Raw genomic sequence first — 24,648 nt, forward strand, 5'->3', positions numbered from 1 at the left:
TGGAAAAACGCTATGAATCAGTTTGCGATTTTGTACGGAGATCGATTCATCAGGTCAAACTGGTGAAATGAAGGCCTGCCTAACGGCAGGCCATTACCAGCCCGCACACAAAAAATCTGACACTCTCTGTCGTCACTATAGCTCTGCGTTGTGGCGGCCGGCCCCTTCGCGGGCAAGCCCGCTCTCACAGGTTCAGCGGTCGTACACAAAATGTGTGGTGACTCATTCCCTGTGGGAGCGGGCTTGCCCGCGAAGGTCGCGACTCGGTCTATCGACCCTGCACAACCCTCAATTCGGCGCCCGCTCATTGGCAAACATGCTCACTGCCTGCACCGCTTCACTGGCGCCATCACGAATCTGCAAGATCACCGTACCCGCCTGATCCGCCAGTTCAACGCCCTGAGCCGCGCGATCGCGGGTGTCGTCCATGCTCTTGATGGCCTGGCGGGTTTCACTCTGGATCAAACCGATCATGCTGGAAATCTCCGCCGTCGAGCCGCTGGTACGCGCCGCCAGTTGCCGCACTTCATCGGCCACCACGGCAAACCCTCGGCCCTGTTCACCGGCTCGCGCCGCTTCGATGGCAGCGTTGAGCGCCAGCAAATTGGTCTGGTCGGCAATCCCGCGGATGGTGTTGACGATGGCCGTGATCTGCTCGGAGCGTTCACCCAGTTGCGCGATCAGCGTTGAGGATTGGGCAATGTCCTCGGCAATTTCGCGCATCTCGCTAGCGGCTTGTTGAATGACCTGGGTGCCTTGTTCGGCGACCTTCCGGGTCTCGACCGAGATGTGATAAGCGGCGCTGGCACTGCGCGCATCTTGCTCGTGTTGTTCGACCCGCGCGGTGACGTCCGAAGCGAATTTCACCACTTTGCACAAACGCCCGGAGGCGTCGTAAACCGGGTTGTAATTGGCCTCTAGCCAAACGGTCTGGCCGCGCTTGTCGATGCGCTCGAACTGGCCCTGGAAGAACTCGCCATGATTCAACCGCCGCCAGAAATCCTGATACGCGCTGCTGTTGACCAGTTCCGAGGTGCAGAACAAACGGTGATGTTTACCTTTGAGCTCGGCGAGTGTGTAGCCCATGCGCGTGAGAAAATTCTGGTTGGCGGTGATAACGCTGCCGTCGAGGTTGAATTCAATCACCGCCATCGCCCGGTCGATCGCCTCTAACTTGGCGTTGGCCTCGCTTTCCTGTTGCACCTTGGCCGTCACGTCCATGGCGTACTTGACCACTTTCACCACGCGTCCGGAGGCATCCTTGATCGGGTTATAACTGGCTTCGAGCCAGACCGTCTGGCCTTGGCTATTGACGCGTTCGAACGTGCCGGATTGAAACTCACCGTTTTTCAGGCGTGTCCACAACTCGGTGTACTGAGCGCTGCGGCCAAACTCAGGGGTGCAGAACAGACGATGGGGCTGGCCGATCGCGTGTTCGGCGCGGTAACCCATGGTCTTGAGGAAGTTGTCGTTCGCGCTCAACACGACGGCGTCGAGATCGAATTCAATCACCGCCATGGAGCGGTTGATGGCATCGAGCAGGCCATTTTGTTGAGTGAGGATTTGCTGAAGGTCGTCGAGGGCAGATTTGTGGCGATTAAAGAACATGGCGCAGTACCTGGAAGTAGGGAAAGACTGGGTTTTGTCCCTGTTTCCGCGTGGGCAGACCAAGCCGAGGGGGTGGCATTGGCCGCAAATTGTCAGCATCCAGGCTGACGGGTGAATCTTATGCAGACTTATTGGTTCCGTACAAGAAACTGCTGTTCTGAAATTGTACGAAAGTGTTCAAATACAAAACGTGTAGGCATCCCGACGCTTTACACATCAGTGTCCTTCCAAGGCATTTAATCAGCGGCTCGCGCAGGAGAGGGGCGATTTAGAGCTGATAGTGCGCCAGAAACATCTCCAGCGCCGATTCGGCCACGTTGCGCTGCGTCGCTGTGTCGAGCGGCGGCTGGCCCATGGAAATCTGCGGCCAGAAACCGAACGACTTCAGCAGGCCCTGGACCTGGTGTGCGGCGAAGTCCGCGTCTACCGGTTTCAATCGGCCGTCCGCCTGAGCAGCGCGAATCCACACGGTCAGGCCTTCTTCGCGCTCACCCATGCGCGCCACCATGTTCTGCGCGCGCTCCGGTGAGTGGATGGTCGCGGCAATCGCTACACGCGCCAGGCTGAGGAAGTTGTCATCGGCCATCAGTTGCAGTTTGGCCAACAACATCTGCCGTAACTGATCGTGCAGCGGCTGATCAGGGCGGTAAATGATCGACTGCTCGGCGCTGATCCGCGCCCATAACTGGTTGAGAATTTCGGCGAACAGCTCTTCTTTGCTGGGGAAATGGTTGTACACAGTGCGCTTCGACACGCCGGCGGTGGCCGCGATCTTGTCCATGCTGGTGGTCTCGAAACCATTGGCGCGGAATTCGGCAATCGCCGCCTGAATGATGGCTTCGCGTTTACGGTCGGTGAGGCGCTGTGGGACTGTCATAAGTACGCTTTCGGCAGGAAGAGGGTGAAATTACACTTGGCAGTTTACTTGTCATCAAGATTGATGCAACCTAGAAACTACACCGGAGAGTGTAATGTCGCGTTAATCCTCGCAACCTAAAAGACAGACAGTCCGGCTAATGCGTGCGTGCCTTGGCCATTTATCGTCCCACCGTGGAAAAACGCGAATTGCGCGGTTTTTCAGGAGTCATTCAGTCATGGCCAATCCAATATCTACAGCGGACAACACCTCCACGCCTGAAGCCTCTCGACAGGATCAAGGCCTGTTTCGCAATCATGCGCCGGTGCAACGCGAAGGCGTGCGCAAAATGCTGCGCATCATGTGGAACATGATCTTCCACAAACCGCGTAATACTCGACCTGCTGCGCCGATCCCGGTACAGCCACTGACCCGCGAAGACCTGCTGGCCGCGCCGAACCACAGCGTCTATCGCCTTGGCCACTCGACCTTGCTGCTGAAGATGCAGGACAAATTCTGGATCACCGACCCGGTCTTCGCCGAGCGCGCTTCGCCGGTGCAATGGGCCGGGCCGAAACGCTTCCATCAACCGCCGATCAGCCTCGACGAGTTGCCACCGATCGAAGCGGTGATCCTGTCCCACAACCACTACGACCACCTCGATTACGAGGCCGTGCTGCGGCTGGCGGTGAAAACCAATCTGTTCCTGACCCCGTTGGGCGTCGGCGACACCCTGATCAAATGGGGCATCGACGCCAACAAGATTCGCCAGTTCGACTGGTGGCAAGGCACCGAAGTCGCCGGCATCCGCTTCATCGCCACGCCGTCGCAACACTTCTCCGGCCGCGGCCTGTTCGACAGCAACAGCACCCTGTGGGCGTCGTGGGTGATGATCGACGGCGACACCCGCATCTTCTTCAGTGGCGACACTGGTTACTTCGACGGCTTCAAACGCATCGGCGAACAATTCGGCCCGTTCGACCTGACCCTGATGGAAACCGGCGCCTACAACGTCGAATGGCCACACGTGCACATGCAACCGGAAGAAACCCTGCAAGCCCACCTCGACCTCAAGGGCCGCTGGCTGTTTCCCATCCACAACGGCACTTTTGATCTGGCGATGCATGCGTGGCATGAACCGTTTGATCGGATCCTCGCACTGGCCTGGGAGCGCAGTGTTTCGATTACCACGCCGCAGATGGGGGAGGCGTTCAACATCGCTCAGCCGCAGCGTGGGAATGCGTGGTGGATGGGGGTTGAAGGGGAGAGTGAGGGAGTGGTGCAAAACGCCTGATGTTTTGCATCCGGTTCGTTCCTGGGAGAGCGAACCGGCTCATTCCGCCATCGCATAATCCCCACGCCCCACTGATTCCGCAGCCACCCCGTTCAAACTCGCACTCCGCCCCGGCGCAAACCCCGGAAAGAACACCAACCCCCGCGACTCAAATCGATACGCCAGCGCCAGACGCGCCGCATCCGCCACCTCTTGCTGCGCTTCAAAGCGCTGAATGTCTTCCACCGAAACCTCTGCTTCCCGTGATAGCTGTTCCACGCTCCAGCCCAGCATCGCTCGGGCCTGGACGCAGTGGGTCGGGGTGAACTGGAAAAGGGCAATGCGTTCGAGGATGTGGTTCATCGCAAGAGAGGCCATGGTGTGCTCCGGGCTCAAGAGTGCTGATTGAAAATGTACTGTGTTTTTGTACAGTTGTTTTCGGCCGGGATCAAACGCATTTTTTGATTTGCCCTAATTCGCCGCCTCCAACCAGACGGACGGTGGCTGACCAAGGGTGCGCCGGAACATCGTCGAGAACGCCGCCGGGCTCTCGTAACCGAAATCCAGCGCGATCCTCGTCACCGCTTCACCGGCTGCCAACCGTGCTAGCGCCAGCACCACGCAGGCCTGCTGGCGCCATTGGCTGAAGCTCAAACCAGTCTGCTGCCGAAACAGTCTGTTGAAGGTGCGCAAGCTTATGTGTAACTGCTCGGCCCAGTGCTGTGGCGAGTCATGGGCGTTTGGTTGATGCAGAAAGTACTGACATAGCGCGAGGAGCTTTCCGTCAGTCGGCAACGGAATGTGCAGGGGCAACGGGGCACTGCGTACCAGTTCATGCAGCAACAGGTCGATCAACGCGCCGTCCCGTCCGTCGAGGTCATAGGTCAGCGGCGCTTGCACTGCGTCCATCAACAAGTGGCGCATCAACGGCGAGACACTGATCACCTGGCAGCGCGGCCCCAAATCCACTGTTCCCGGCTCGATGTACAAACTGCGGGTGCTCACGCCCAGCATCAACACCTCATGCGCCACCCCCGGCGGAATCCATACAGCCCGTTGCGGTGGCACCACCCAGTTGCCGTCATGAGTACGGACCTGCATCACGCCGGTCGCGCCGTACAGCAACTGTGCCCGTCGGTGCGTATGAAATGGCAGCAGATGGCCGTGGGAATAGTCGGTGCCGATCGCCACCACTTGGCGCGGCGTGTCATCCAGCAGATTGATCGAAACATTGCGCATCGAGCGGCACCCAGCGATTGGCGTAAATGCAAACATTATTGGCTGAGTTGCTGAAGCAGGCCAAGTCGCGCCACTCTATCGTCGACCGTTCTCCACCATCGGAAGACGCGCCATGTTCTACCTCCTGCTGACCCTCTTTGGCTGCCTGACCGGCATCACCGCCGTGCTGTTTGGTTTCGGTGGCGGCTTCGTGGTTGTGCCGCTGCTCTACCGGATGCTCACCGCCAGCCACGGCGCCGACGACCCTATTGGCCAATCGGCAATGCACATCGCCGTCGCCACCTCGACCTGCGTGATGATCGTCAACGCACTCATTGCCACGGATAAACATCGGCGCGCGGGTAATCTCATTCGGCATTACCTATGGCCGTTGGGCGGGTTCATTGCGGTGGGCGCGATCATTGGCGCGACAGCGGCCGTGTGGGTCAGCGGCGAAGTGATCCGTTATGCCTTCATCGCCTACCTCGGCGTGACCATCGTCGATTGTCTGCTGCGCCGCGGATTTCTCACACACGCCGCAGACCTCATCCCGCGCCGACTCGGCAATACGGAAACATCTGCCGGCGGTGTAGGCATTGGCGCTATCGCCACGTTCCTTGGTGTAGGAGGAAGCGTCATGACCGTGCCGCTGTTGCGTCGCTGTGGACTGAGCATGTCCCAGGCCACCTCCATGGCCAATCCGTTGAGCGTGCCGGTGGCATTGGCCGGGACCCTGACGTACATGGCGCTGGCCGGTTTTAGCGAGACGGATCTGGGGGCGTGGTTTATCGGGTATGTGGATTTGCTGGCGTTTTCAGTGCTGACGGTTGGGTCGTTGCTGGGGATTCGACTGGCTACACCGTGGATCGGGCGGATTCCGGATCAAGTGCATGCCCGGGTCTATATTGGGTTGCTGATTGTGGTGATGCTGAGTATGTGGACGTAATGAGTTGATGCTTTGTATCGTTGAGGCGTCAGACAACACATTCGAACGTTTCAAGAAAAAGTGCAGAGGGGAACCATTTCGATGATTGAGAGTGACTGGAAGAAGTTCAAGGAACTGCGCAAGATTGCACTTGATCGATTTTGCCAAGGCGTTCTCGCCGACACCAAAACCATTACTCAGCACGGTGCTCTTTCGGCGCATTCCCGCTACGGCATGATTTACGGACTGATCAATAATCGGAATCGCGATATGGCTCGAATGTTCGATGGTCTCGCTCGATCTTCCGCGTCATGGAAATTGACCTTGATGGTCTCGCATGACCTGCTGACTGACGCGGAGTTGTCAATATTGAGCGATGACGCCCGGAGGGCGGTTTCCGATATTGAGCGCCGACCCTACGAAATCGACTGGGTTGAAGAAACTGCTCATCACGACTGATTGATGCGACCCACACTTACTAGAGAACCGGGATGTTGATCTTCAATTGCACCGAAGCTGCCAGCAAGTTCTTCAGCCGCATCCATAAAGGCAAAAAGATTACACCGGTGGACAACAAACCGCCGTCGCCGGCCATCGAAGATGACGAGGCCAGCGGTTCCGTAGAGCAGTGGCTAGTCCATGCGGTCACTGTGCAACGTAAGCACGTATTGTTTGTTATCCATGTGAAAACCCGTTACTGCATGGTCTTTGCCGATGCGAAAAAGGCTGACGCAGAGGGTTTTGTTACTTGGTTTGCTGATCGCTGGCGTGAAGGCTTGATCCGCGATGCGATCAATCATGACTTCATGCAATGGACTGATGCCGAGATCATGTTGGATCGCTTTAAAGAAGCTTGTACAGAAAATCGGTTCTATCGTCGCAGCCATCGCGGAGCACAGAAACACATTGAGCAAATCGCCTGGTTTTTCCAGGACTGTGCTGCAGAGTGGGGGTGTTTGCCGCAGGGCGAACGCGCGGCCATCGGGTTCGATGCGCAAATGAACAACCGCCTCAGAAACAGTAAAGGGCGCAAGGATTACTTCCGACCAGACGAGGAAATGATCGCCCATTGGTTGCGTCAATATTGCGCTGTCGACGAAGCTGGCGCCCAGGCTGCGCTGGAGCGACGTAAACAGGCAGAGCGGGATATCCAGGCATTTCAGAGTGAAGCTTCAATAGCCTGAAAAATAACTTCGGGTCTCGCATCCCGGGTTTGCTGTCGCCATAATCCGCCCCGACTTTAACCGCGCCGGCGTGCAAACACCGGCGCCGCCTCCGCCTCTTTCAAGGATCGATCCATGCTCAAGGGACTGCTGCGCCTGGCGCCATACGCCGCGGCGCTGTTCACACTGATTTCCACCGCCCATGCTGAAGATGGCCGACGCGTGTTCACCGGTACGTTGGGTAAAACACTGATTGTGGTGGAGCTCAACACTACGCAGCCGGACGAAGTGAATGGCCGCTATTTCTACGAGAAATACCATCGCGATCTGGCACTCAGCGGTTCGTTGCACGAAAGCACTTTGACGCTGGTAGAAGGTGAAAACCGCTATGGCGAAGATGAGCCGTTACCAACTTTGAAGCTGGAAGAAACCGGCAATGGCTGGCAGGGCGAATGGCAAAGTCCACAGGGTAAAAAACTGCCGGTGAAGCTGGCTGAGGCCAAACTCCCAGCGCCGACCTCAATGACTTTGCCATTTATTGCCACGCTGCCCCAAAGTGCACCGTATGAGTATTTGCGCCTACAGGGACTCAAGCTCAAACCCGCGAAGAAAGAAAACTTCATGGGCTACGACCTGCAATGGTGGACTGAGCCAGAGTCGAAGATCTCCTTGTTCAGCGTGGAATCCGGTTTACCAAAAGATGACCTTCAGCGGGTCAATCAGCAGTTGCTCGGCAGGTTGTGGCGCGAGGTGATCAGTTATCACGGTTGCCTGCTGCAAGGCGGCGTGAACACCGACTTCATGCAACAAGCAGAACCGAAGATGATCTCGCCAGCGGTGGTCAGTCTTAACATCTCCACCAGCTATTACTGTGGCGGTGCACATCCGGACTTCGGCGATTCACCCCTCAACCTTGATGTGCGAACCGGCCATCCGTTGTCTTTGACAGACGTGTTATGGGTCGAAGCGGGCAAGCCACTGTCACATGCCGACCGCGACAGCACAGGTGACCAGCCGCTGAGTGCTTCGGAAAGTGCAGCGTATTCAACTTATCAGCGCGAAGTGCTAGTGCCTTGGCTGATCAAGCAGTTCACCACGCTTTACCCCAATGAAATGAAGAAACCAGCGGAGGACGACGACAACGCTTGCGACTACAGCGACGAAAGCATTTGGGGATACTCACCCTGGTACTTCACCACGAAAGGTCTCTATCTCGGCCCTTACTTTGCTCGTGTGGCCCGCGCTTGCGATGCGCCAGACTGGTCGATCCTGCCGTACTCCGTCGTCAAACAACACCCCGGTGCCGTCAACCTGCAACTGCCCCAGGGCTAACCGTCACTCCAGCCCCGGCGCTTCACGAATAATGAAGTGATCCAGGTTCTCGATATTGGCATTGAAGACCTCGAAAGGCTTTTCGGGGTTCTTCTTGCCGGGCACCTGCTTCAACTCCGGCGTCACGCCATAGAAGAAACAGAACAACGCTTTGTCGCTATCCACCGCGTGCTTGATCTCTTCCAGAAACGCCTTGCGCTTGCGGTAGTTGTCGATCAGCTTCTTGTTCAGATAAACGCTGACCGGGTACGGCTTCTTCTTACTGTCCTCGGGCTTCTTGAACCAGACCTTGTCCTCGAAATCGATACGAAAACTGGCACTGTGGAAGTCCTCGATTTTTTTGATCCGCCCCCAGTAAATCAGCCCCTTGTTGTCCGTCAGATACTCAATCTTCTTGAAGAACGAACTGTACGGCGCCGAATGCTCACCGACCTTCAACGGCATGCGCTTGAGCAACTCCTTGTCCGCGAAGTTGGAAACAAAACACTCCACCGGATGCGCAAACACACTGGTCTTGTCCGGCGCCGACTCACGACTTGCTGACTCTTTACCTCTGTCCGACGCCACTCGCACCGGATCATCGCGCAACACATCCGCCCCCACCGCTGGCGCGGCAGGCTTGCGGACATACTCACGCCGGGTGAGCAATAACTCCGACGGGAAATGTTCCTCACGACCGTCATCAGTCTCGCCGTCCGCCGTCTCAACGCCCGACGCTGAGGCCTTCAAACTCACATATGGACAACCCGCCACATGCTGCGTAGTGGGCAGATTCTTGAAGTGCGGCGTGCGCACGTAATTCACGTTCTTGGCGTTGAACGTGCCCAACTCATTGGAAGCCTCGAACGCCGAACGACAGGCATCGTTGGGGCACTGGAAGTGTTCCTTCGCAGAGTCAAACGCCACCGTCTCATCGAAATTGAGATCGCGAACATCATAGATCGACAACTTGTCGTCGAGGCTGAGGCAGTAGGCGAGATCGAATTTCATGGTGGGGCTCGGGTCCTTGAGTGGGGGAGGGGTATTAATAGCGGGAGGCGGCGCGGGTTGCACTGATTGTTTTCAGGATGATGCAAAACCTGTGGGAGCCAGCCTGCTGGCGATTGGTGGGATCAACTCAATCGTTGATCCCGACAGCAACCTCGCATGACACGATAGGCGACTAAATTTTTTAATTTCCGTAGCTAGCGAGTTGGTAATCGTATTGAGGATCGTAGAAGGATTTTCCGGTTAACGTTTCCAGTTGTGCTAGCTGCTGAAAATCAAGATCGTGACCGTAGAGTTCGTCTTCTGCGTCATTCCATTTCATGATGACTCGCAGCTGCTCGATAGCCTCTGCCGAGATAGGCACTTCGAAAATCAGAGCTTCGGTGGATCGATCAAACGTATAAATTACGTGAGTCATGGTTCTATCCTTCTCTTTGGAAAGGCCGGTTTGTTCTGCTCACCGGTGTCAGAACCATCGTTTACACATTGCAGCTGAGCTGGAATTTATAGGCAGGGTTATAGATTTCTTTCCCCAGTAGTTTTTCCAGGGCTCCAAGCTGTTCGTGCGAGAGATCGTATCCCTCCCATCCTTGCTGTTCCACCGTCCATCCCATGATGGTTTTTATCGCCTGATCTGATCCACTTGGGAGTTCCTCTTCAAAAGCCAGGAAACCGCTTTCTTTATCAAATGCCTCGATTAGATAGATCATGGTTCTACTGTCCTCGTGCCGTCCGCTGGTTTGGTTTGCGCGCCAGTTGCTGGGTCATACTCACCGAGATGGCGACCTCGTTTGTCATACATCTCGACAGTACCGTGTTGTGAGTCCCACTCAAAAATCAGTCCCTTTCTGGTTTTCCATCGCTTTCTAAGCCCGCCGCCTCCTTTAACGGAAGTCTTACGATCTGCCTTGATCGCATCCGGGAACGCTGCAAGTCCAGGTGGTGGCGGATGATATTTGTGATCAGAAACACTCACCACAATATAAACCGGCCTTACCCCCGAACTTTCCGGAAACACCAGAATGAAATCCTTGTACGCCGGTGGGTAAACCGGATTCACAAGGATGTCGTTCGCCGCTTTCGTTGGCGGGTAAACCCAGATATGCGGGGCCTGCGGAGCGGCTTCCAGAGCAGGAATGCCGAGGATTTCGGAGCCGTCAACGGCGGGTGTCCAGATCAGCTCGACGCCTTCACCCAGATTGGCGACGTACTGGCTGTCGCGGGTTTCCAGCTTCACAACATCGACCATTTCCCAGTCGCGATTCTTGCCGGTGTAGAAGGCATAACCTTTGAGCGCGCCGTCGGTTTGTTGCTCGATGCGCAGGCGAACACGGGTACGGGCCTGCTTGAGGGCGCGCAATTGTTCCTCGGTGTAGAGAGCACTGTCGCCCAGGCTGGGCGTCCAGAGCAAAGCGACCATGCCGGTCATGAGTGCGGCACCGGTAGCGCCAATGGCGGCTCCAAGACCTATTGCTGGCGTGGCGAGTGACGGGCTGCGAAGAGCAAGGCGCCCAAGGCCGAGTGAAACGGTACTGCCGCTGATGGTTTGCAGATTCCGCAGCCCGGCATCATCGGCCTCACGGGTACCGAGCAACGCGAATTCGCCGTAATTCCTCAGGCTGTCGGTCGGCACCATCCCGGAGGGATTCGAGTAATCAATGATCGCGTCCGGCAGCTTGCAAGACTTCGCGAACACGCATCCGGCCCGAACCGCCTCGTCTTTTTTGACAGCGACCTGACGGCTGCGCTCAAACGCATCCTGCCGGGCGAGCATGGCCTCATAGGCGTTCTGCCTGGCTTCGCGCTCGGCCAGTTCGGTCGCGTTCATGAACCGGTAGGTGACGTGATGCCCGTCGCCTGACGGTGGGTTCCTGACCCGGGGAATATCCTTTTTGCCAGCCACTGATCATCCATTCGTTCATTTAATGGTCGCACCGGAAAGAAGCCGGGCGACGTTAACGAAGGTGATGCATTGAGGCTGTAGGACGGGTCTTGGATTGGGTTAGGAATTGTCGCTGTTGGATTTTGGGGGCCGCGCAGGTCTCTGGGGGGGGCGGCAGGCTTCGCCTGTCTGGTCGACATCATCAACTCGTTACCACAAAAAATCCGCTGCTTAAAAATCAAACAGCGGACTCTGAAAACATCAGCATCTACGCAGCAATCGTGAAGCCTTACGCCACCAAGACTCATGACGATTGAACGGATCATCCGCCAACAAACAAGGCATATCCCGCAACCGAATCCACGGCTCATCCTGCCAGTGCAGCGTGCTCAACGACATCTGCGGCCAGCTCAAAACACTCAACGTCGGTCGCTCAACCGAGCGCGTCGCACGAGCGTCACGCAGCGCAGGCACAACCTGGTGCGTCAGCCATTCACGAAGCTGTCGATACTCAGGGCAGTAGTGATAGATCAGCAGGGCGTACACGCCAGACTCACTCACCATCCATTGTTCTTCGGTTTCGCCGAATATCTCCACGCACATCATCTGCCGCTGATCAGCGTCGAGTTTGCGCAACTGGCGCTCATCAAGATGTTTGCCCATCAACCGGCCCAGCTCCTGGACGCAGAACCACGCCTGGTTCTCAACCAAAAGGGCGTGCAGGTGGGTTTTGTTGCGGGTGAAACGAGTCGGAAGAAGTGGTTCAGACATGACATGCCTCCTGACCTGGAAGCACGGGATTCGAACGGCGGCTACAGCAATTCACCTTCATCATGAAGGTTGGATAGTCAGGCATTTCCATTTATCTCTGGCTGCTTTCTTAGGGCATTCGTTAGGGTGTCGGGAGCTAAGAAACCCACCAGAGACGGGCCGGACATATTCCCCTTTCGGGTCTTGTATTCGCCCACTCCCGACATAACGGGACTTTTCGCAGGCGTAGAGAAACCGCAGACGAAAAAAAGCCGCATGACTGTCGGGTGCGGAGGACCGCTCTGGTTTGTAGAGTTTCTTAGGCTCGGAGCTGAGGGTAGGGGCATCAGGGATGGTCGTCAACCAGCGACTTTTCCTACTGGTCATGAGGCGAAAGGAAACCTGGACAAAGACGCAGAGTAAATTATGCTGTGTTTATATCCAGTATTTGATCGCCATCGAATCCCTCAACTGCCATATCCGTGTCGCCACGACTCACCTCACGGAATCCAGGAAATTTCATTTACTTTGAAGTTTTGCGGGCTAGAATGGTGACCATTCGTCACAGCTTTGACCCAGAGGAATTTCGGGCTCATGAATCTTTTTGAAACACCGTCTTTTGAATCCTTGAGCGAAACAACCTCGGGTTCGTTCGAGCCTGATACCCATCCTGTGACTGACCTGGCGCTACTGCACAAGCTGCTGGAAATATATGATCAAGGGCAGTTAGCCGAAATTCTCAACGACGTAAGCCCAAGCCACTGGTGCCGCGAAACCATCAATCGCTGGATCAAGGGAAAGGCCTCGCCGAAGCTCTCACATATCGAGTTCACTCGTCTCAAGGATCTGTTGCCCAAGCGTTTGAACCACAAACCTTCATTTACTTTTATCGATCTCTTTGCCGGCATTGGTGGCATCAGGAAAGGGTTTGAAGCCATCGGTGGCGAGTGCTTGTTCACATCCGAATGGAACAAGTACGCCGTTAAAACGTACAAAGCGAACCACTATTGCGATCCCGCCCGTCATCGCTTCAATCTCGATATCCGCTCGGTCACGCTTTCAGACAAGCCAGAAATCAGTGACGAGGAAGCTTACAAGAACATTGATCGCGAAATTCCTGACCACGATGTTCTACTGGCAGGTTTCCCTTGCCAGCCGTTTTCTCTTGCAGGTGTATCCAAGAAGAATTCCTTGGGTCGTAAGCACGGTTTCGAATGCGAGACCCAAGGCACTCTGTTTTTCGACGTGGCGCGCATTATTGCCGCGAAACGCCCGGCCGCATTCTTGCTTGAAAACGTGAAAAACCTGAAAAGCCATGACAAGGGCAATACGTTCCGGATCATTTGCGAAGCGTTGGATGAACTGGGCTACGAGGTTGCAGATGTAAATGCGCCAAAGGGATCAGATCCGAAGGTCATTGATGCCAAGCACTTCGTGCCGCAGCATCGTGAGCGAATCGTGCTGGTCGGTTTCCGCCGTGATCTCAATGTTCACCAAGGATTCACTCTGCGCGACATCAGCAAGCACATACCGAAGCAGCGACCTAGTTTCGGTGATCTGCTTGATAAGGATGTGGATGAAAAATATATCCTTACTCCGAAGCTTTGGGACTACCTCTACCGCTACGCGGCTAAGCATCGTGAGAAGGGCAATGGCTTTGGCTTTGGCTTGACTCGTCCAAACGATGTGGCTCGTACGCTTTCCGCGAGATATCACAAAGACGGTTCGGAAATCCTGGTCGACCGTGGGTTTGTGGAAACCTTGGACTTCAATGGCGAGCTAAATCAGCTTCATCGTCCGCGCAGACTGACTCCCCATGAGTGCTCGCGCCTCATGGGATTCGACAAGCCAGGCGAAAGCAAATTTGTGATTCCTGTCTCTGATACCCAAGCGTATCGTCAGTTCGGAAATTCGGTTGCGGTGCCAGTTTTTGAAGCTGTGGCTCGTTTGATGAAAGATCGGATTTTGGCCGCGAAAGAAAAAACTGCCGACACGGAACAGCCTCAACTGGAGTTTGCTCTTCCTGAGTGAGTTTTTGCGCCAAGCGTTGAAGCGCGCATGCTCTAGAGGTTGAATTGAATCCCTCTTTTAATGCATCCGATAGCTCATCCGAACCTTGAATATGTGGAGGCCAAGGGTATACAAGACGGTTGAGCTATCGATTGCGCGGGAGGTGAGCCTTGGTGGATATCGTGGATGCCGCAACACGCTCCCGAATGATGTCTGGGATTAAAGGCAAAAATACCAAGCCAGAAGTTTCGATCCGCAAAGCATTGCATGCGCGTGGCTTTCGTTACCGTATTCACGTCAATGATCTCCCCGGTAAGCCAGATCTGGTGTTACCAAAATACAGCGCGGTGGTTTTTGTGCACGGCTGTTTCTGGCATGGACATTCCTGCCGATATTTCAAAATACCCCAGACACGGCCGGATTTTTGGCGCGAGAAAATCCGGAAAAATCAGCTGAGAGATAAAATTCAAGAATCTTCCCTGTTGACAGGGGGGTGGAGGGTTTTGGTCGTTTGGGAGTGCGCGGTCAGGTCAAGGAATAAAGAAAAATTTGCGCTAGTGATTGACCTCATAGCGGAGTGGCTGATAAACGGTAATAAAAATTCACAAATAGATGAAAACGAATGTTCAATGATCGTATCAGCGACTATTTTGAAGGAGTCGCAGCCAAATATCTGAAGCCAGTTGATGCCGATCCCGATAGCTCCAATCAGCATGAGATTGGAGGGCTAGTTAAGGCCGGCTTTAAGAAATACTTGGGGGCTCCTGATAAAAATCAAGAATTTAGATATAAGGCTAAGCAAGTGTATTTTACAGATGAGGCTTTAGCGCCAGATATCTGTGAAAGTACAGTTACTTGGTACGACTGTCGTCGTAAGAAGCCTTTGCGTAAGCCTGAATTTCGACTTTACTATAATTCTAACTCCGTAACGGATTTATTTACTGCTGGCGATTTTTTTCTAGTTGCAAAGATGCGAGACGATACGCTTTTAATGGTGTGTGCTCCGGCGGGAAGCACTATAGAGAGCCAGCTAAAAATTTTATTTGGTCTGCATAACATAAAAAACACATTCATTCGTGGGGAAATGGATGCAGTGGAGTTGCTTCTGCCATTACGCTTGATGTTAGAAAGTTTGGGTGTTGAGGTAACAAAAGTAGAAGTAGGTGATGATGTCTGGTTGCAACGCTTGATAACTTCATTTGGCGGCGAAAGCTTTCCAAAGACGTCAGATTTCTCCCTATATGCTCGGAACTCCTTAGAGTCACCTGTTGATCCTATAGTTTTTCCAGACCAGGCAATTGTTGAGTGGATGGACCATGAGGAAAAGCTATTTCGAATATACGAGCGTCATCTGGTGCGGCAAAAGCTTCGCGTAGGATTTGGGGAGGATGGAGAAGATGTTGACGATTTTGTAAGTTACTCCTTGAGTGTTCAGAATCGTCGTAAGTCAAGAGTCGGTCATGCATTTGAAAGGCACCTGTCTTATATATTTGAGAGTAATGGAATTAGGTTTGAACGGGGAGGAGCGAAGGGCTTTTCCACGGAAAATAGTAAGAAGCCAGATTTCTTATTTCCAGGATTTTCGGAGTATCGAGACTCAGAGTATCCCGAGAACAAACTTTTTATGTTAGGAGCTAAAACGACGTGTAAGGATCGTTGGCGTCAGGTCCTTAGTGAAGCCAAGAGAATAAGTGAAAAACACTTGGTGACTCTCGAGGCAGCCATTAGTGAAGGCCAGACAAGTGAAATGGCCTCAAGTGGATTACGACTGGTCGTTCCCAAGTCTATGCATTCTACGTATTCAAAGTCCCAATCAGAGTGGTTGATTGCATTATCAGAGTTTATAGAACTCATAAAGCAGGCAGAGGGCACAGGAACTGCCTAGTTTTCAAGCAGCTGATGTTGCAAAAAAACGTTGTTGTACCAAAGAGTTGTTGAGCCTGATAACAGGGAGTAGACGCAATGAGTAATGAGGCATTCGTTCTTGAGTTCGCAGGTAATGATAGTAAAGAAGATGAAGGGCTGGGGCATGCTGGTATTGAGACCTATCGTCAGCAACCGTATGCGAGTGCGGCTAGAGAACTGGGTCAAAATAGTCGAGATGCATATTCTTCACTTCCAGTGAAAATAAAGTTCGATCTGATTGAAATACCTAAAAAGAATATTCCAGCTATAGCGAAGTTGGATAAGGTTGTGGCGTTATGCTTGGATGCTTCTCTGGCGGAGAAAAAGGAGAAAGAGAAAGATTTTTTCTCTGAAGCAAAAAAAATACTTGCTCTTGAGTATGTAAAAGTGTTGCGTGTTTCTGACGAGAATACGACTGGTGCTAAGGGGGCCCAGCGGGGTACTCCATTTTATTCTTTGCTTAGAGCTGCAGGTGTTAGCGTAAAGCCAGAGGAAAATTCGGGAGGCTCTTATGGTATTGGAAAAAATGCGGCATTCGCTATTTCCGATCTGCGGACAGTGTTTTACTCAACAGTTTTTTTGGATGATGCAACGGGATCCAAGAGGTTCCTGACGCAAGGGAAATCTATCCTTATTTCCCATGTTGATGAGGGCCTTCCTAAGCGTCAAATAGGTTATTGGGGAGGTGCGGATTTTGAGCCGGTCAGTGATCCTGTCTTAGCTCCGGAATGGCTCAGAAGAGAAAGTATCGGCACATCGGTATTTGTAGTTGGGTTTCGAGATCCAGCGGAATGGCAAAGTCATTTTACTCGTTCTCTCATTCAAAATTTTTTTCCAGCTGTTCACGATGATGAAATGGAGTTTTCTATCGATGGCGGAAATAGCGAAATAAATAAAGATACTCTTGGGCCGTTATTTGATGCTGAAGTGGTGCGGAAAGGATTGAGCAATGAAAGGGATCAAGGCTTTTCCGTCTCTTTTGATTTTTATCGTTGCTATAGCTCAGCTAAAACCAAGTCCAACGTCTTTTCCATACCTGAGTTAGGTCGTGTTCAAGTTAAAGTTCTCGTTGAAGATAAGCTGCCAAAAAAAATATGTATTATTCGAAATGGTATGGTTATTACGGATAATCTCAGTTCATTCAATGAGCCATTTTTACGCTTTCCGATGTATAAGGACTTCGTTGCGGTAGTCACATTTCTCGATGTGAGGGGGAGCTCTTTTATAAAGAGGCTTGAGGATCCAAAGCATAAAGAGTTGTCTGCTGATGGTTTGCTGAATCAAGATGATCGTGACGTAGCACAGCGAGTGATGAAGAAGTTAGCGGGTAAGATTCGGGCGGCAATTAAGGAGCACACATTTACCGAGTATGAGAATGAGGTGCTTGCTGACGAAATGCGTGATTATTTTCCTGCTGGCTCGGCGCCCGAGTTAGAACAGCGGAATTCTGATAATGATGACCCTGAAACTATCAAGTATAAGATTGAACCTCGGAAAAAAAGACCTTCCACTGAAGCATATACTGATGTTGAGGGCGACGGTGAAGCAGAAGGCGGCTTTGGTGATGGTAGAGGCGGTAAAGTAGGGGAGGGGCGTAGAAAATATCCAGGGGATGTTGAACGTGCTCGCTCGAAGCAGTCTATCCCTCTATTGGATGTCCGAAATATAATTACCACCGGGGGCGCCTCGAATAGCAGAACTGTTTTTTTCACACCAACCATCTCCGCTCATGCACTTCTCTCAATTGACGCTGTAGGAATCAATAAGAATGAGCGACTAACTGTTTCGTCGGCTTTTGGCGCTAATGTTAAAAACGGGGCGGTGTTAGTAGAGTTTCTAGCGGGGAAGCGAATTAAAATCGATCTCGAGTTTTCCGAGATGTATAGAGGGCCGATTGAGATTCGCGCAGCAGTGGATGTTTTAGAGGTGTCCTCTAATGAAAATTAATGAAAGAACACGATTTCCACATCCTGTACTAAGCTCGGAAAGTAACGATTACTTGACAGGTGAGTTTGATATTCAAGTTGTGACAGTGGAAGAAAAGCTGACCACAGATCAGGTGACCGTAGATGTGGTAGTGTCGCTTGCGGAGCAGTCGTTACGGGAGCTGATTGTTGATGGCCATGCTGGCGTCGGCTTTTTTGTTACATGCTTGGATACTTACTATAGTCGGCTTGTACCTATTGGTCTTGAGGATCGACGGTTTTCGTTTGAACCAGGGGCTCTTGTTGGAAGCGTAAGTTTTTTGCCGATGGTTTGGGCCAAGAAAAATGTAGGAGAATTTGATCTGGCCAATTGTCATGCCGAGTTTGGTGGTGGGGCAATGTCTTTAGAGATCGGTTCGGTTCTTGCAGTTGGTGAGGCGCAACGATTAACAATTGGACGGGAAAAATTAGCAGAAATTGAAAGTATTTTTTCTGTCGTTCAAGCTCCCGACCTAAAAGATGATGAGCTACTGGTAAATCCAGGCTCTGATAAAATTCAATTGCTTGTGGCATCTAACATTTATCAAGATTTTAATAGATTTAGGGGGCTGCCACATGGGAGGCCTATAGTTCTGAATAGTGCTTTTGTTCCTGCCGTTATGGAGGTTCTAGATCTTCTTCGGCAAGCTAGGTCCGAATATGAGGGGCGGCGTTGGTTCAGAATATTTAAGGCTAAGTGTGATTATTTAGGAGTTGATCTCGAGTCTCCCAGCTTGTGGCGAGACGCACAGCGGCTGTTAAACTCTCCTTTTGGTAATATCAGAATGAACTCGCAGCTATGGGAGGGGGAGTGATGAGATTAAATTATTTTTCTGCAAAGGCTATTGAGATTCTGAGAGCTAGTATTCAAGCAAACTTAGAAAATTATACGTCTGAAGGATTTGACGAGTTTGTTGATGAGCCGGACTGGACTGTTTCTTTAAGTTTGGAAGTTGATCTAGGGCCTCTAGGTGATCTTGATCCATCTGGTACTCCCCAAGCAGAAATAGAAAACTCTATATTAGTATGGCGCGCTCTTTCGGCCGTAAAGCCGAGCCTTGCATATGAAGAAGGAATATGGACTAGATTAACCCACGTAGAATGTCTGGGCTATTCAAGGCAGCGCTGGTTGGAAGGGCTTGGAAGTCAAGAAAAAATAGAAAGTGCGATAGGGAAACATTTTTTTGCACCAAATTTAGGGGGGCGTCGAGACGATAATGCCCTCGCCAGATTGTGGTTTAACGGTTATATCGCTAATCAAATAGCCCGTGATGACTTTGATTCACTTAAAACGATATTAAGGCGGGCTGACAGTCGGCTGAGTTTTCTAGAGCGTTCACTTACTGTTAGTCGCCCCGCGATCGCGGCAGGTGTTATAAGAGCTTCTGAAAAGTATGATTGGATAAATTCGACACAGTCTACTTTTCGGGACTTTATGAAAGTTTTGAATAAGCTTGGAGGGGGCAGGGTCTTTGAGGTTATGACCGAAGCAGAGGTAGATGAATTTATGACTGATTGTGCGTTGCGTGCTGGGATGCCATCTAGTTAGGTTTTATTCAATTTTTGGTAGTTTTGATGGCTCAGCTGTAAAAAAGCCCCAATAAATTGGGGCTTCTCTGGCTGGGCTAGAATTAGAACTGATAACAGTCTTTTTAGAGCCGGAGCTTAATCCCAGCTCAACGCACCACCAGTTTGATATTCAATCACTCTCGTCTCAAAGAAATTCTTCTCTTTCTTCAAGTCCATAATCTCGCTCATCCAAGGGAACGGGTTAGTCGTCCCTGGATATTCCTCTTTCAAACCGATTTGCGACAAACGACGGTTAGCGATGAACTTCAGATAATCCTCCATCATCGCCGCGTTCATGCCCAACACGCCGCGAGGCATGGTGTCGCGTGCGTATTCGATTTCCAGCTGCGTACCCTGCAGGATCATCTGGGTCGCTTCTTCCTTCATCTCGGCATCCCACAGGTGTGGGTTTTCGATTTTGATCTGGTTGATCACGTCGATGCCGAAGTTCAGGTGCATGGATTCGTCGCGCAGGATGTATTGGAACTGCTCGGCGACGCCGGTCATTTTGTTGCGGCGGCCCATGGAGAGGATCTGGGTGAAGCCGCAGTAGAAGAAGATGCCTTCCAGCACGCAGTAGTAGGCGATCAGGTTGCGCAGCAGTTCTTTGTCGGTTTCGACGGTGCCGGTTTCGAACTTCGGATCGGAGATCGAACGGGTGTATTTCAGGCCCCAGGTGGCTTTTTTCGCGACCGACGGGATCTCGTGGTACATGTTGAAGATCTCGCCTTCATCCATGGCCAGCGATTCGATGCAGTACTGGTAGGCGTGGGTGTGGATCGCCTCTTCGAACGCCTGGCGCAGGATGTACTGGCGGCATTCCGGGTTGGTGATCAGGCGGTACACGGCCAGTACCAGGTTGTTGGCAACAAGGGAGTCGGCGGTGGAGAAGAAGCCGAGGTTGCGCATCACGATGCGGCGCTCGTCGTCGGTCAGGCCTTCCGGGTTTTTCCAGAGGGCGATGTCGGCGGTCATGTTGACTTCTTGCGGCATCCAGTGGTTTGCGCAACCGTCCAGGTACTTCTGCCAGGCCCAGTCGTACTTGAAGGGTACGAGTTGGTTGAGGTCGGCGCGGCAGTTGATCATGCGCTTTTCGTCAACGGCGACACGGGCGGAGGCGCCTTCGAGTTCGGCGAGGCCTTCGGCGACGTCGAGGGAGTTCAGTGCAGCCTTGGCGCGGGCCACGGCGGCCGAGTCGTCAGCGGTGACGGCGCGGGCTTCCAGCGCTGCGGCGCCGCCAGCGTTGTCGAGGCGGTCCATGTTGGCTTCAGTAGCGTGGCCGGCGTTGGCGCCTTTCACTGCTGCTACTTCACTGTCTTCTTTGTCGAATTCGTCCCAGCTCAGCATGACGTGTCGTCTCCTGCGTGAGGGCCTGTCGCCCCGTGTGAAACCTGATTGGTTGGTTTTTCACACGGTCGTACAGACCGCGTTGGATCTTAAGGAATCGTTTTTTGCAGCAGCTAAGGCAGGCAATAAAACAGAATTTTGTTCGGGGTTCCGAGAGCCTCTGACGGGCGCAGCTCGCGTTGAACGCTGCTGCGGGGCTTCAGATGGGCTGTTCATCCCTGTAAGGGAATATTGCTGTCCCGATTAGGGCGGCATTATAGGGAAAAAAAACGGGCTGTGCTGAGGCGAATCCGCACATGGAGCGGTCGGGGAGGCTGGTTTTTCAGTGAGAGCGTGGGTTTACAGGGCTTTGCCGGGGATAGATTTTTTTTCGCAGAAATTTCGTATTTGTGGATTTGCTCAAAAAACGAACAAAAAATCGGCTTTTTCACTACATCTAGTGTTTTGCAAGCATTTTTGAAGGCTTCAGACACAACTGAGCCCGACCGAAGTCGGGCTGGAATTGACACTCAATGTTGCGCTGAGAGATCCAATTCGGTGCAGTCTGAACTCATCAATTGGTGCAACCGTTGCCCATGACGCTGTAACGCAGGATGTGACGCTGGCCCTTCGAGTCGTCGTATTCCATTTTCATCGGAACCACTTCGCAGACGTTTGGCACTTCGCTCATCGATACAACGTTGGCGATGTCCAGGTGAGTCGAGTAAGTGTATTCCTCGATGGCCGGTTGTTGCTGTGCGACATCAGTCGGGACCTCATCTGCCATGGCGGTTGCGCACAGACTGCTGAGGGCCAGAACCAATAAAGCTTTCATTTCAAATTTACCTTTTTGAGGTCGAGTGGGGTCACGCAACCTTTTTGGGGTTGCGTGTGGAACTTCATCGTTTGCAGTGATTACTTGAGACTGGATTAACGGCCTTCGTGGGGGCTGTAACGTTGTTAATCGCTTTGCCTTGTCGGCGAGGTGAATTCTAGGGAGGTGGGGTGGGGGTAAACAGAGCGGGTTTTGATAAACACCTTTGGCAGATTTGGTAACAATCCCTTGGGATGGGATTGATAACCGGGTGTTTTGTCTGTGGGACCGAGTTGTCTGAATCGCTTGCAGGCAAGCTCCCACAGGGGATTGGGGGTGTTTGGGAGATCTGCGTGCGGGGTAGGTGGAGGATTTGTAGGGGCTTGTTACTACCATCGTCGAATGGTTCTATGGGGCCGCTCCGGCTACAACGGGGTCATACAAAAACAACTATTACACCGAGGTAGGAAAGATGAGTGCGGCTTCTCTGTATCCCGTTCGTCCCGAGGTTCTGGCTAACACGCTGACTGACGAGGCGACCTACAAAGCCATGTACCAGCAGTCGGTCGTCAACCCTGACGGCTTCTGGCGCGAGCAAGCCAAGCGTCTCGACTGGATCAAGCCTTTCACCACGGTGAAACAGACGTCGTTCGACGATCACCATGTCGACATCAAGTGGTTTGCCGATGGCACCTTGAACGTTTCCTACAACTGCCTCGACCGTCATCTGGCCGAGCGCGGCGATCAAGTCGCGATCATCTGGGAAGGTGACGATCCTTCCGAGAGCCGCAACATCACCTACCGCGAACTGCACGAGCAAGTGTGCAAACTCGCCAACGCCCTGCGTGGTCAGGACGTACACCGCGGCGACGTGGTGACCATTTATATGCCGATGATTCCCGAAGCCGTGGTCGCCATGCTGGCCTGCACCCGGATCGGCGCGATTCACTCGGTGGTATTCGGTGGTTTCTCGCCGGAAGCCCTGGCCGGTCGCATCATCGACTGCAAATCGAAAGTGGTGATCACCGCTGACGAAGGCATTCGTGCCGGCAAGAAGATTCCACTCAAGGCCAACGTCGACGACGCGCTGACCAATCCGGAAACCAGCAGCATCCAGAAAGTCATCGTGTGCAAGCGCACCGGCGGCGACATCAAGTGGAACCAGCATCGCGACATCTGGTACGAAGACCTGATGAAAGTGGCGGGCACCGTTTGCGCGCCGAAAGAGATGGGCGCTGAAGAAGCGCTGTTCATCCTTTATACCTCCGGCTCGACCGGCAAGCCGAAGGGCGTGCAGCACACCACTGGCGGTTATCTGTTGTATGCGGCGATGACCCACGAGCGTGTGTTCGACTACCGTCCGGGCGAAGTTTACTGGTGCACCGCCGACGTTGGCTGGGTCACTGGGCACAGTTATATCGTCTACGGCCCGCTGGCCAATGGCGCGACCACGCTGCTGTTCGAAGGCGTGCCGAACTATCCGGACATCACCCGGGTGGCGAAGATCGTCGACAAGCACAAGGTCAACATCCTCTACACCGCGCCGACCGCGATCCGCGCGATGATGGCCTCGGGTCAGGCCGCTGTAGAAGGCGCGGATGGCAGCAGCCTGCGTCTGCTCGGTTCGGTCGGTGAGCCGATCAACCCGGAAGCCTGGGACTGGTACTACAAGAATGTCGGCAAGTCGCGTTGCCCGATTGTTGATACCTGGTGGCAGACCGAAACCGGCGGCAACATGATGAGCCCGCTGCCGGGCGCTCACGCGCTGAAGCCGGGTTCGGCGGCACGGCCGTTCTTTGGTGTGGTGCCGGCGCTGGTCGACAACCTCGGTAACATTATTGAGGGCGAGGCTGAAGGCAATCTGGTGATTCTCGATTCGTGGCCAGGTCAGGCACGCACGCTGTATGGCGACCATGACCGTTTTGTTGATACCTACTTCAAGACGTTCCGTGGCATGTACTTCACCGGTGACGGTGCGCGGCGTGACGCTGATGGTTACTACTGGATCACCGGGCGTGTGGATGACGTGCTCAACGTGTCTGGCCACCGCATGGGTACGGCCGAGATCGAAAGCGCGATGGTTGCGCATCCGAAAGTCGCTGAGGCGGCGGTGGTCGGTGTGCCGCATGACATCAAGGGGCAGGGCATTTATGTCTATGTCACCCTGAAGAATGGCGAGGAGCCGAGCGAGCAACTGCGTCTGGAGCTGAAGAACTGGGTGCGCAAAGAGATCGGGCCGATTGCTTCGCCGGACGTGATCCAGTGGGCGCCGGGGCTGCCGAAGACCCGTTCGGGCAAGATCATGCGCCGCATTCTGCGCAAGATTGCTACGGCTGAGTACGACGGGTTGGGCGATATTTCGACCCTGGCGGATCCGGGTGTGGTGCAGCACCTGATTGATACGCACAAGACCATGAATGTGGCTTAAGCATTCGGTCTGATGCATTGAAAGCCCCGTCCGGTGTTTGCCGGGCGGGGCTTTTTTATGTCTGGAGGTTTTGGGGTGGCTGGGCTGGCCCCTTCGCGAGCAAGCCCGCTCCCACAGTTGGAATGAGTTCCAGCCGTTGGGGTGGGGGGGCTGTGAGTATTGGTTCGATTTATGTGGTGGCTGGGCTGGCCCCTTCGCGAGCAAGCCCGCTCCCACAGTTGGTATGAGTTCCAGCCGTTGGGGTGGGGGGGCTGTGAGTATTGGTTCGATTTATGTGGTGGCTGGTTTGGCCCCTTCGCGAGCAAGCCCGCTCCCACAGTTGGTATGAGTTCCAGCCGTTGGGGTGGGGGTGTCTGTGAGTATTGGTTCGGTTTATGTGGTGGCTGGTTTGGCCCCTTCGCGAGCAAGCCCGCTCCCACAGTTGGTATGAGTTCCAGCCGTTGGGGTGGGGGTGTCTGTGAGTATTGGTTCGGTTTATGTGGAGGCTCGGCTGGCCTCTTCGCGAGCAGGCTCGCTTGTATGGTAGGACTTGAAGGGAGGAGGAGGGACAAGGCTCGATTCTGACTGTTGACGCAGCACAGACCGTGGGAGATTTCGCCCCTCCTCCTTTCACCCAAGCGCCGATAAAGAATGCATCT

23 protein-coding genes are annotated in these 24,648 nt (G+C 53.5%); 12 read left to right on the forward strand and 11 right to left on the reverse strand.

Annotated elements, in window-relative coordinates; translation table 11 throughout:
* Positions 1–288 precede the first annotated feature (288 nt).
* Entirely contained in the window at positions 289–1,608 is a 1,320-nt protein-coding gene (locus CKW18_RS27450; protein ID WP_095191649.1) for a PAS domain-containing methyl-accepting chemotaxis protein, read from the reverse strand.
* Between the two features lie 268 nt (positions 1,609–1,876).
* Positions 1,877–2,485: a TetR/AcrR family transcriptional regulator gene (locus CKW18_RS27455; protein ID WP_095191650.1), complete on the reverse strand. Its 609-nt coding sequence runs from the start codon at positions 2,483–2,485 to the stop codon at positions 1,877–1,879.
* Positions 2,486–2,702: 217 nt separating this feature from the next.
* Between CKW18_RS27455 and CKW18_RS27460 the strand changes: the two genes are divergently transcribed.
* A complete protein-coding gene (locus tag CKW18_RS27460; protein WP_095191651.1) occupies positions 2,703–3,758 on the forward strand; it encodes an MBL fold metallo-hydrolase in 1,056 nt (351 codons plus the stop codon).
* Between the two features lie 39 nt (positions 3,759–3,797).
* On the opposite strand, the gene CKW18_RS27465 is transcribed toward CKW18_RS27460, so the two are convergent.
* Together CKW18_RS27465 and CKW18_RS27470 are read right to left on the reverse strand one after the other, a co-directional pair.
* Entirely contained in the window at positions 3,798–4,115 is a 318-nt protein-coding gene (locus CKW18_RS27465) for a hypothetical protein (protein ID WP_095191652.1), read from the reverse strand.
* A gap of 93 nt (positions 4,116–4,208) precedes the next feature.
* Positions 4,209–4,976 carry a helix-turn-helix domain-containing protein gene (locus CKW18_RS27470; RefSeq protein ID WP_095191653.1) on the reverse strand — a complete coding sequence of 256 codons (768 nt, stop codon included), beginning with the start codon at positions 4,974–4,976 and terminating at the stop codon, positions 4,209–4,211.
* 112 nt (positions 4,977–5,088) lie between these two features.
* Between CKW18_RS27470 and CKW18_RS27475 the strand changes: the two genes are divergently transcribed.
* The 4 genes from CKW18_RS27475 (at position 5,089) to CKW18_RS27490 (ending at position 8,375) form a co-directional block, all read left to right on the forward strand.
* Positions 5,089–5,901, forward strand: coding sequence for a sulfite exporter TauE/SafE family protein (locus tag CKW18_RS27475; protein ID WP_095191654.1), 813 nt, complete (start codon positions 5,089–5,091; stop codon positions 5,899–5,901).
* 75 nt (positions 5,902–5,976) lie between these two features.
* Positions 5,977–6,339, forward strand: a complete 363-nt coding sequence (locus tag CKW18_RS27480) for a hypothetical protein (RefSeq protein ID WP_095191669.1) — start codon at positions 5,977–5,979, stop codon at positions 6,337–6,339.
* 32 nt (positions 6,340–6,371) lie between these two features.
* Entirely contained in the window at positions 6,372–7,064 is a 693-nt protein-coding gene (locus CKW18_RS27485; RefSeq protein WP_095191655.1) for a hypothetical protein, read from the forward strand.
* Between the two features lie 114 nt (positions 7,065–7,178).
* Positions 7,179–8,375 carry a hypothetical protein gene (locus CKW18_RS27490; RefSeq protein ID WP_095191656.1) on the forward strand — a complete coding sequence of 399 codons (1,197 nt, stop codon included), beginning with the start codon at positions 7,179–7,181 and terminating at the stop codon, positions 8,373–8,375.
* 3 nt (positions 8,376–8,378) lie between these two features.
* On the opposite strand, the gene CKW18_RS27495 is transcribed toward CKW18_RS27490, so the two are convergent.
* From CKW18_RS27495 to CKW18_RS27515, 5 genes are all read right to left on the reverse strand, one after another.
* A complete protein-coding gene (locus CKW18_RS27495) occupies positions 8,379–9,365 on the reverse strand; it encodes a hypothetical protein (RefSeq protein ID WP_095191657.1) in 987 nt (328 codons plus the stop codon).
* A 181-nt stretch (positions 9,366–9,546) separates the two neighbouring features.
* Positions 9,547–9,780, reverse strand: a complete 234-nt coding sequence (locus CKW18_RS27500; RefSeq protein WP_095191658.1) for a hypothetical protein — start codon at positions 9,778–9,780, stop codon at positions 9,547–9,549.
* Positions 9,781–9,841: 61 nt separating this feature from the next.
* The gene (locus CKW18_RS27505; protein ID WP_095191659.1) at positions 9,842–10,072 is read right to left on the reverse strand and encodes a hypothetical protein; all 231 of its coding nucleotides are present in this window, start codon (positions 10,070–10,072) and stop codon (positions 9,842–9,844) included.
* Positions 10,069–11,265 carry a colicin E3/pyocin S6 family cytotoxin gene (locus tag CKW18_RS27510; RefSeq protein WP_095191660.1) on the reverse strand — a complete coding sequence of 399 codons (1,197 nt, stop codon included), beginning with the start codon at positions 11,263–11,265 and terminating at the stop codon, positions 10,069–10,071. Before CKW18_RS27510 ends, CKW18_RS27505 begins: the two co-directional genes overlap by 4 nt.
* 240 nt (positions 11,266–11,505) lie before the next feature.
* Positions 11,506–12,015, reverse strand: coding sequence for a Bro-N domain-containing protein (locus CKW18_RS27515; protein ID WP_095191661.1), 510 nt, complete (start codon positions 12,013–12,015; stop codon positions 11,506–11,508).
* A 573-nt stretch (positions 12,016–12,588) separates the two neighbouring features.
* Here CKW18_RS27515 and dcm point away from each other — a divergent pair.
* From dcm to CKW18_RS30425, 6 genes are all read left to right on the forward strand, one after another.
* Entirely contained in the window at positions 12,589–14,025 is a 1,437-nt protein-coding gene (gene dcm / locus CKW18_RS27520; RefSeq protein WP_095191662.1) for a DNA (cytosine-5-)-methyltransferase, read from the forward strand.
* A gap of 152 nt (positions 14,026–14,177) precedes the next feature.
* Positions 14,178–14,681, forward strand: a complete 504-nt coding sequence (locus tag CKW18_RS27525; protein WP_371857654.1) for a very short patch repair endonuclease — start codon at positions 14,178–14,180, stop codon at positions 14,679–14,681.
* Positions 14,627–15,889, forward strand: coding sequence for a type II restriction endonuclease (locus CKW18_RS27530; protein WP_095191664.1), 1,263 nt, complete (start codon positions 14,627–14,629; stop codon positions 15,887–15,889). The genes CKW18_RS27525 and CKW18_RS27530 overlap by 55 nt, the downstream gene beginning before the upstream one ends.
* 77 nt (positions 15,890–15,966) lie before the next feature.
* On the forward strand, positions 15,967–17,856 hold the full coding sequence (locus CKW18_RS27535) for a hypothetical protein (protein WP_095191665.1): 1,890 nt from the start codon (positions 15,967–15,969) through the stop codon (positions 17,854–17,856).
* On the forward strand, positions 17,846–18,688 hold the full coding sequence (locus CKW18_RS27540) for a hypothetical protein (RefSeq protein ID WP_141233168.1): 843 nt from the start codon (positions 17,846–17,848) through the stop codon (positions 18,686–18,688). The genes CKW18_RS27535 and CKW18_RS27540 overlap by 11 nt, the downstream gene beginning before the upstream one ends.
* Positions 18,688–19,422 (forward strand): DUF6339 family protein, encoded by a 735-nt coding sequence (locus CKW18_RS30425; RefSeq protein ID WP_141233169.1) that lies wholly within the window; start codon positions 18,688–18,690, stop codon positions 19,420–19,422. The genes CKW18_RS27540 and CKW18_RS30425 overlap by 1 nt, the downstream gene beginning before the upstream one ends.
* Before the next feature lie 116 nt (positions 19,423–19,538).
* Here CKW18_RS30425 and CKW18_RS27545 read toward each other — a convergent pair whose 3' ends face one another.
* Both CKW18_RS27545 and CKW18_RS27550 read right to left on the reverse strand, forming a co-directional pair.
* Positions 19,539–20,789 carry a ribonucleotide-diphosphate reductase subunit beta gene (locus CKW18_RS27545; RefSeq protein ID WP_095191667.1) on the reverse strand — a complete coding sequence of 417 codons (1,251 nt, stop codon included), beginning with the start codon at positions 20,787–20,789 and terminating at the stop codon, positions 19,539–19,541.
* A gap of 553 nt (positions 20,790–21,342) precedes the next feature.
* Complete coding sequence (locus CKW18_RS27550) at positions 21,343–21,603, reverse strand: DUF2790 domain-containing protein (protein WP_003227290.1); 261 nt, start codon at positions 21,601–21,603, stop codon at positions 21,343–21,345.
* 451 nt (positions 21,604–22,054) lie between these two features.
* Here CKW18_RS27550 and acs point away from each other — a divergent pair, with 451 nt between their 5' ends.
* Positions 22,055–24,010, forward strand: coding sequence for an acetate--CoA ligase (gene acs, locus CKW18_RS27555; RefSeq protein WP_095191668.1), 1,956 nt, complete (start codon positions 22,055–22,057; stop codon positions 24,008–24,010).
* Positions 24,011–24,648 lie beyond the last annotated feature (638 nt).

The organism is Pseudomonas sp. Irchel 3E19, from assembly GCF_900187585.1.
Taxonomy (GTDB): domain Bacteria; phylum Pseudomonadota; class Gammaproteobacteria; order Pseudomonadales; family Pseudomonadaceae; genus Aquipseudomonas; species Aquipseudomonas baetica.

What these genes read in the sequence shown, in the direction of transcription:
- CKW18_RS27450 (WP_095191649.1), bottom strand. Translation starts at nt 1,608, where the DNA reads ATGTTCTTTAATCGCCACAAATCTGCCCTCGACGACCTTCAGCAAATC.
- CKW18_RS27455 (WP_095191650.1), bottom strand. Translation starts at nt 2,485, where the DNA reads ATGACAGTCCCACAGCGCCTCACCGACCGTAAACGCGAAGCCATCATT.
- CKW18_RS27460 (WP_095191651.1), top strand. Translation starts at nt 2,703, where the DNA reads ATGGCCAATCCAATATCTACAGCGGACAACACCTCCACGCCTGAAGCC.
- CKW18_RS27465 (WP_095191652.1), bottom strand. Translation starts at nt 4,115, where the DNA reads ATGGCCTCTCTTGCGATGAACCACATCCTCGAACGCATTGCCCTTTTC.
- CKW18_RS27470 (WP_095191653.1), bottom strand. Translation starts at nt 4,976, where the DNA reads ATGCGCAATGTTTCGATCAATCTGCTGGATGACACGCCGCGCCAAGTG.
- CKW18_RS27475 (WP_095191654.1), top strand. Translation starts at nt 5,089, where the DNA reads ATGTTCTACCTCCTGCTGACCCTCTTTGGCTGCCTGACCGGCATCACC.
- CKW18_RS27485 (WP_095191655.1), top strand. Translation starts at nt 6,372, where the DNA reads ATGTTGATCTTCAATTGCACCGAAGCTGCCAGCAAGTTCTTCAGCCGC.
- CKW18_RS27490 (WP_095191656.1), top strand. Translation starts at nt 7,179, where the DNA reads ATGCTCAAGGGACTGCTGCGCCTGGCGCCATACGCCGCGGCGCTGTTC.
- CKW18_RS27495 (WP_095191657.1), bottom strand. Translation starts at nt 9,365, where the DNA reads ATGAAATTCGATCTCGCCTACTGCCTCAGCCTCGACGACAAGTTGTCG.
- CKW18_RS27500 (WP_095191658.1), bottom strand. Translation starts at nt 9,780, where the DNA reads ATGACTCACGTAATTTATACGTTTGATCGATCCACCGAAGCTCTGATT.
- CKW18_RS27505 (WP_095191659.1), bottom strand. Translation starts at nt 10,072, where the DNA reads ATGATCTATCTAATCGAGGCATTTGATAAAGAAAGCGGTTTCCTGGCT.
- CKW18_RS27515 (WP_095191661.1), bottom strand. Translation starts at nt 12,015, where the DNA reads ATGTCTGAACCACTTCTTCCGACTCGTTTCACCCGCAACAAAACCCAC.
- dcm (WP_095191662.1), top strand. Translation starts at nt 12,589, where the DNA reads ATGAATCTTTTTGAAACACCGTCTTTTGAATCCTTGAGCGAAACAACC.
- CKW18_RS27530 (WP_095191664.1), top strand. Translation starts at nt 14,627, where the DNA reads ATGTTCAATGATCGTATCAGCGACTATTTTGAAGGAGTCGCAGCCAAA.
- CKW18_RS27535 (WP_095191665.1), top strand. Translation starts at nt 15,967, where the DNA reads ATGAGTAATGAGGCATTCGTTCTTGAGTTCGCAGGTAATGATAGTAAA.
- CKW18_RS27540 (WP_141233168.1), top strand. Translation starts at nt 17,846, where the DNA reads ATGAAAATTAATGAAAGAACACGATTTCCACATCCTGTACTAAGCTCG.
- CKW18_RS30425 (WP_141233169.1), top strand. Translation starts at nt 18,688, where the DNA reads ATGAGATTAAATTATTTTTCTGCAAAGGCTATTGAGATTCTGAGAGCT.
- CKW18_RS27545 (WP_095191667.1), bottom strand. Translation starts at nt 20,789, where the DNA reads ATGCTGAGCTGGGACGAATTCGACAAAGAAGACAGTGAAGTAGCAGCA.
- CKW18_RS27550 (WP_003227290.1), bottom strand. Translation starts at nt 21,603, where the DNA reads ATGAAAGCTTTATTGGTTCTGGCCCTCAGCAGTCTGTGCGCAACCGCC.
- acs (WP_095191668.1), top strand. Translation starts at nt 22,055, where the DNA reads ATGAGTGCGGCTTCTCTGTATCCCGTTCGTCCCGAGGTTCTGGCTAAC.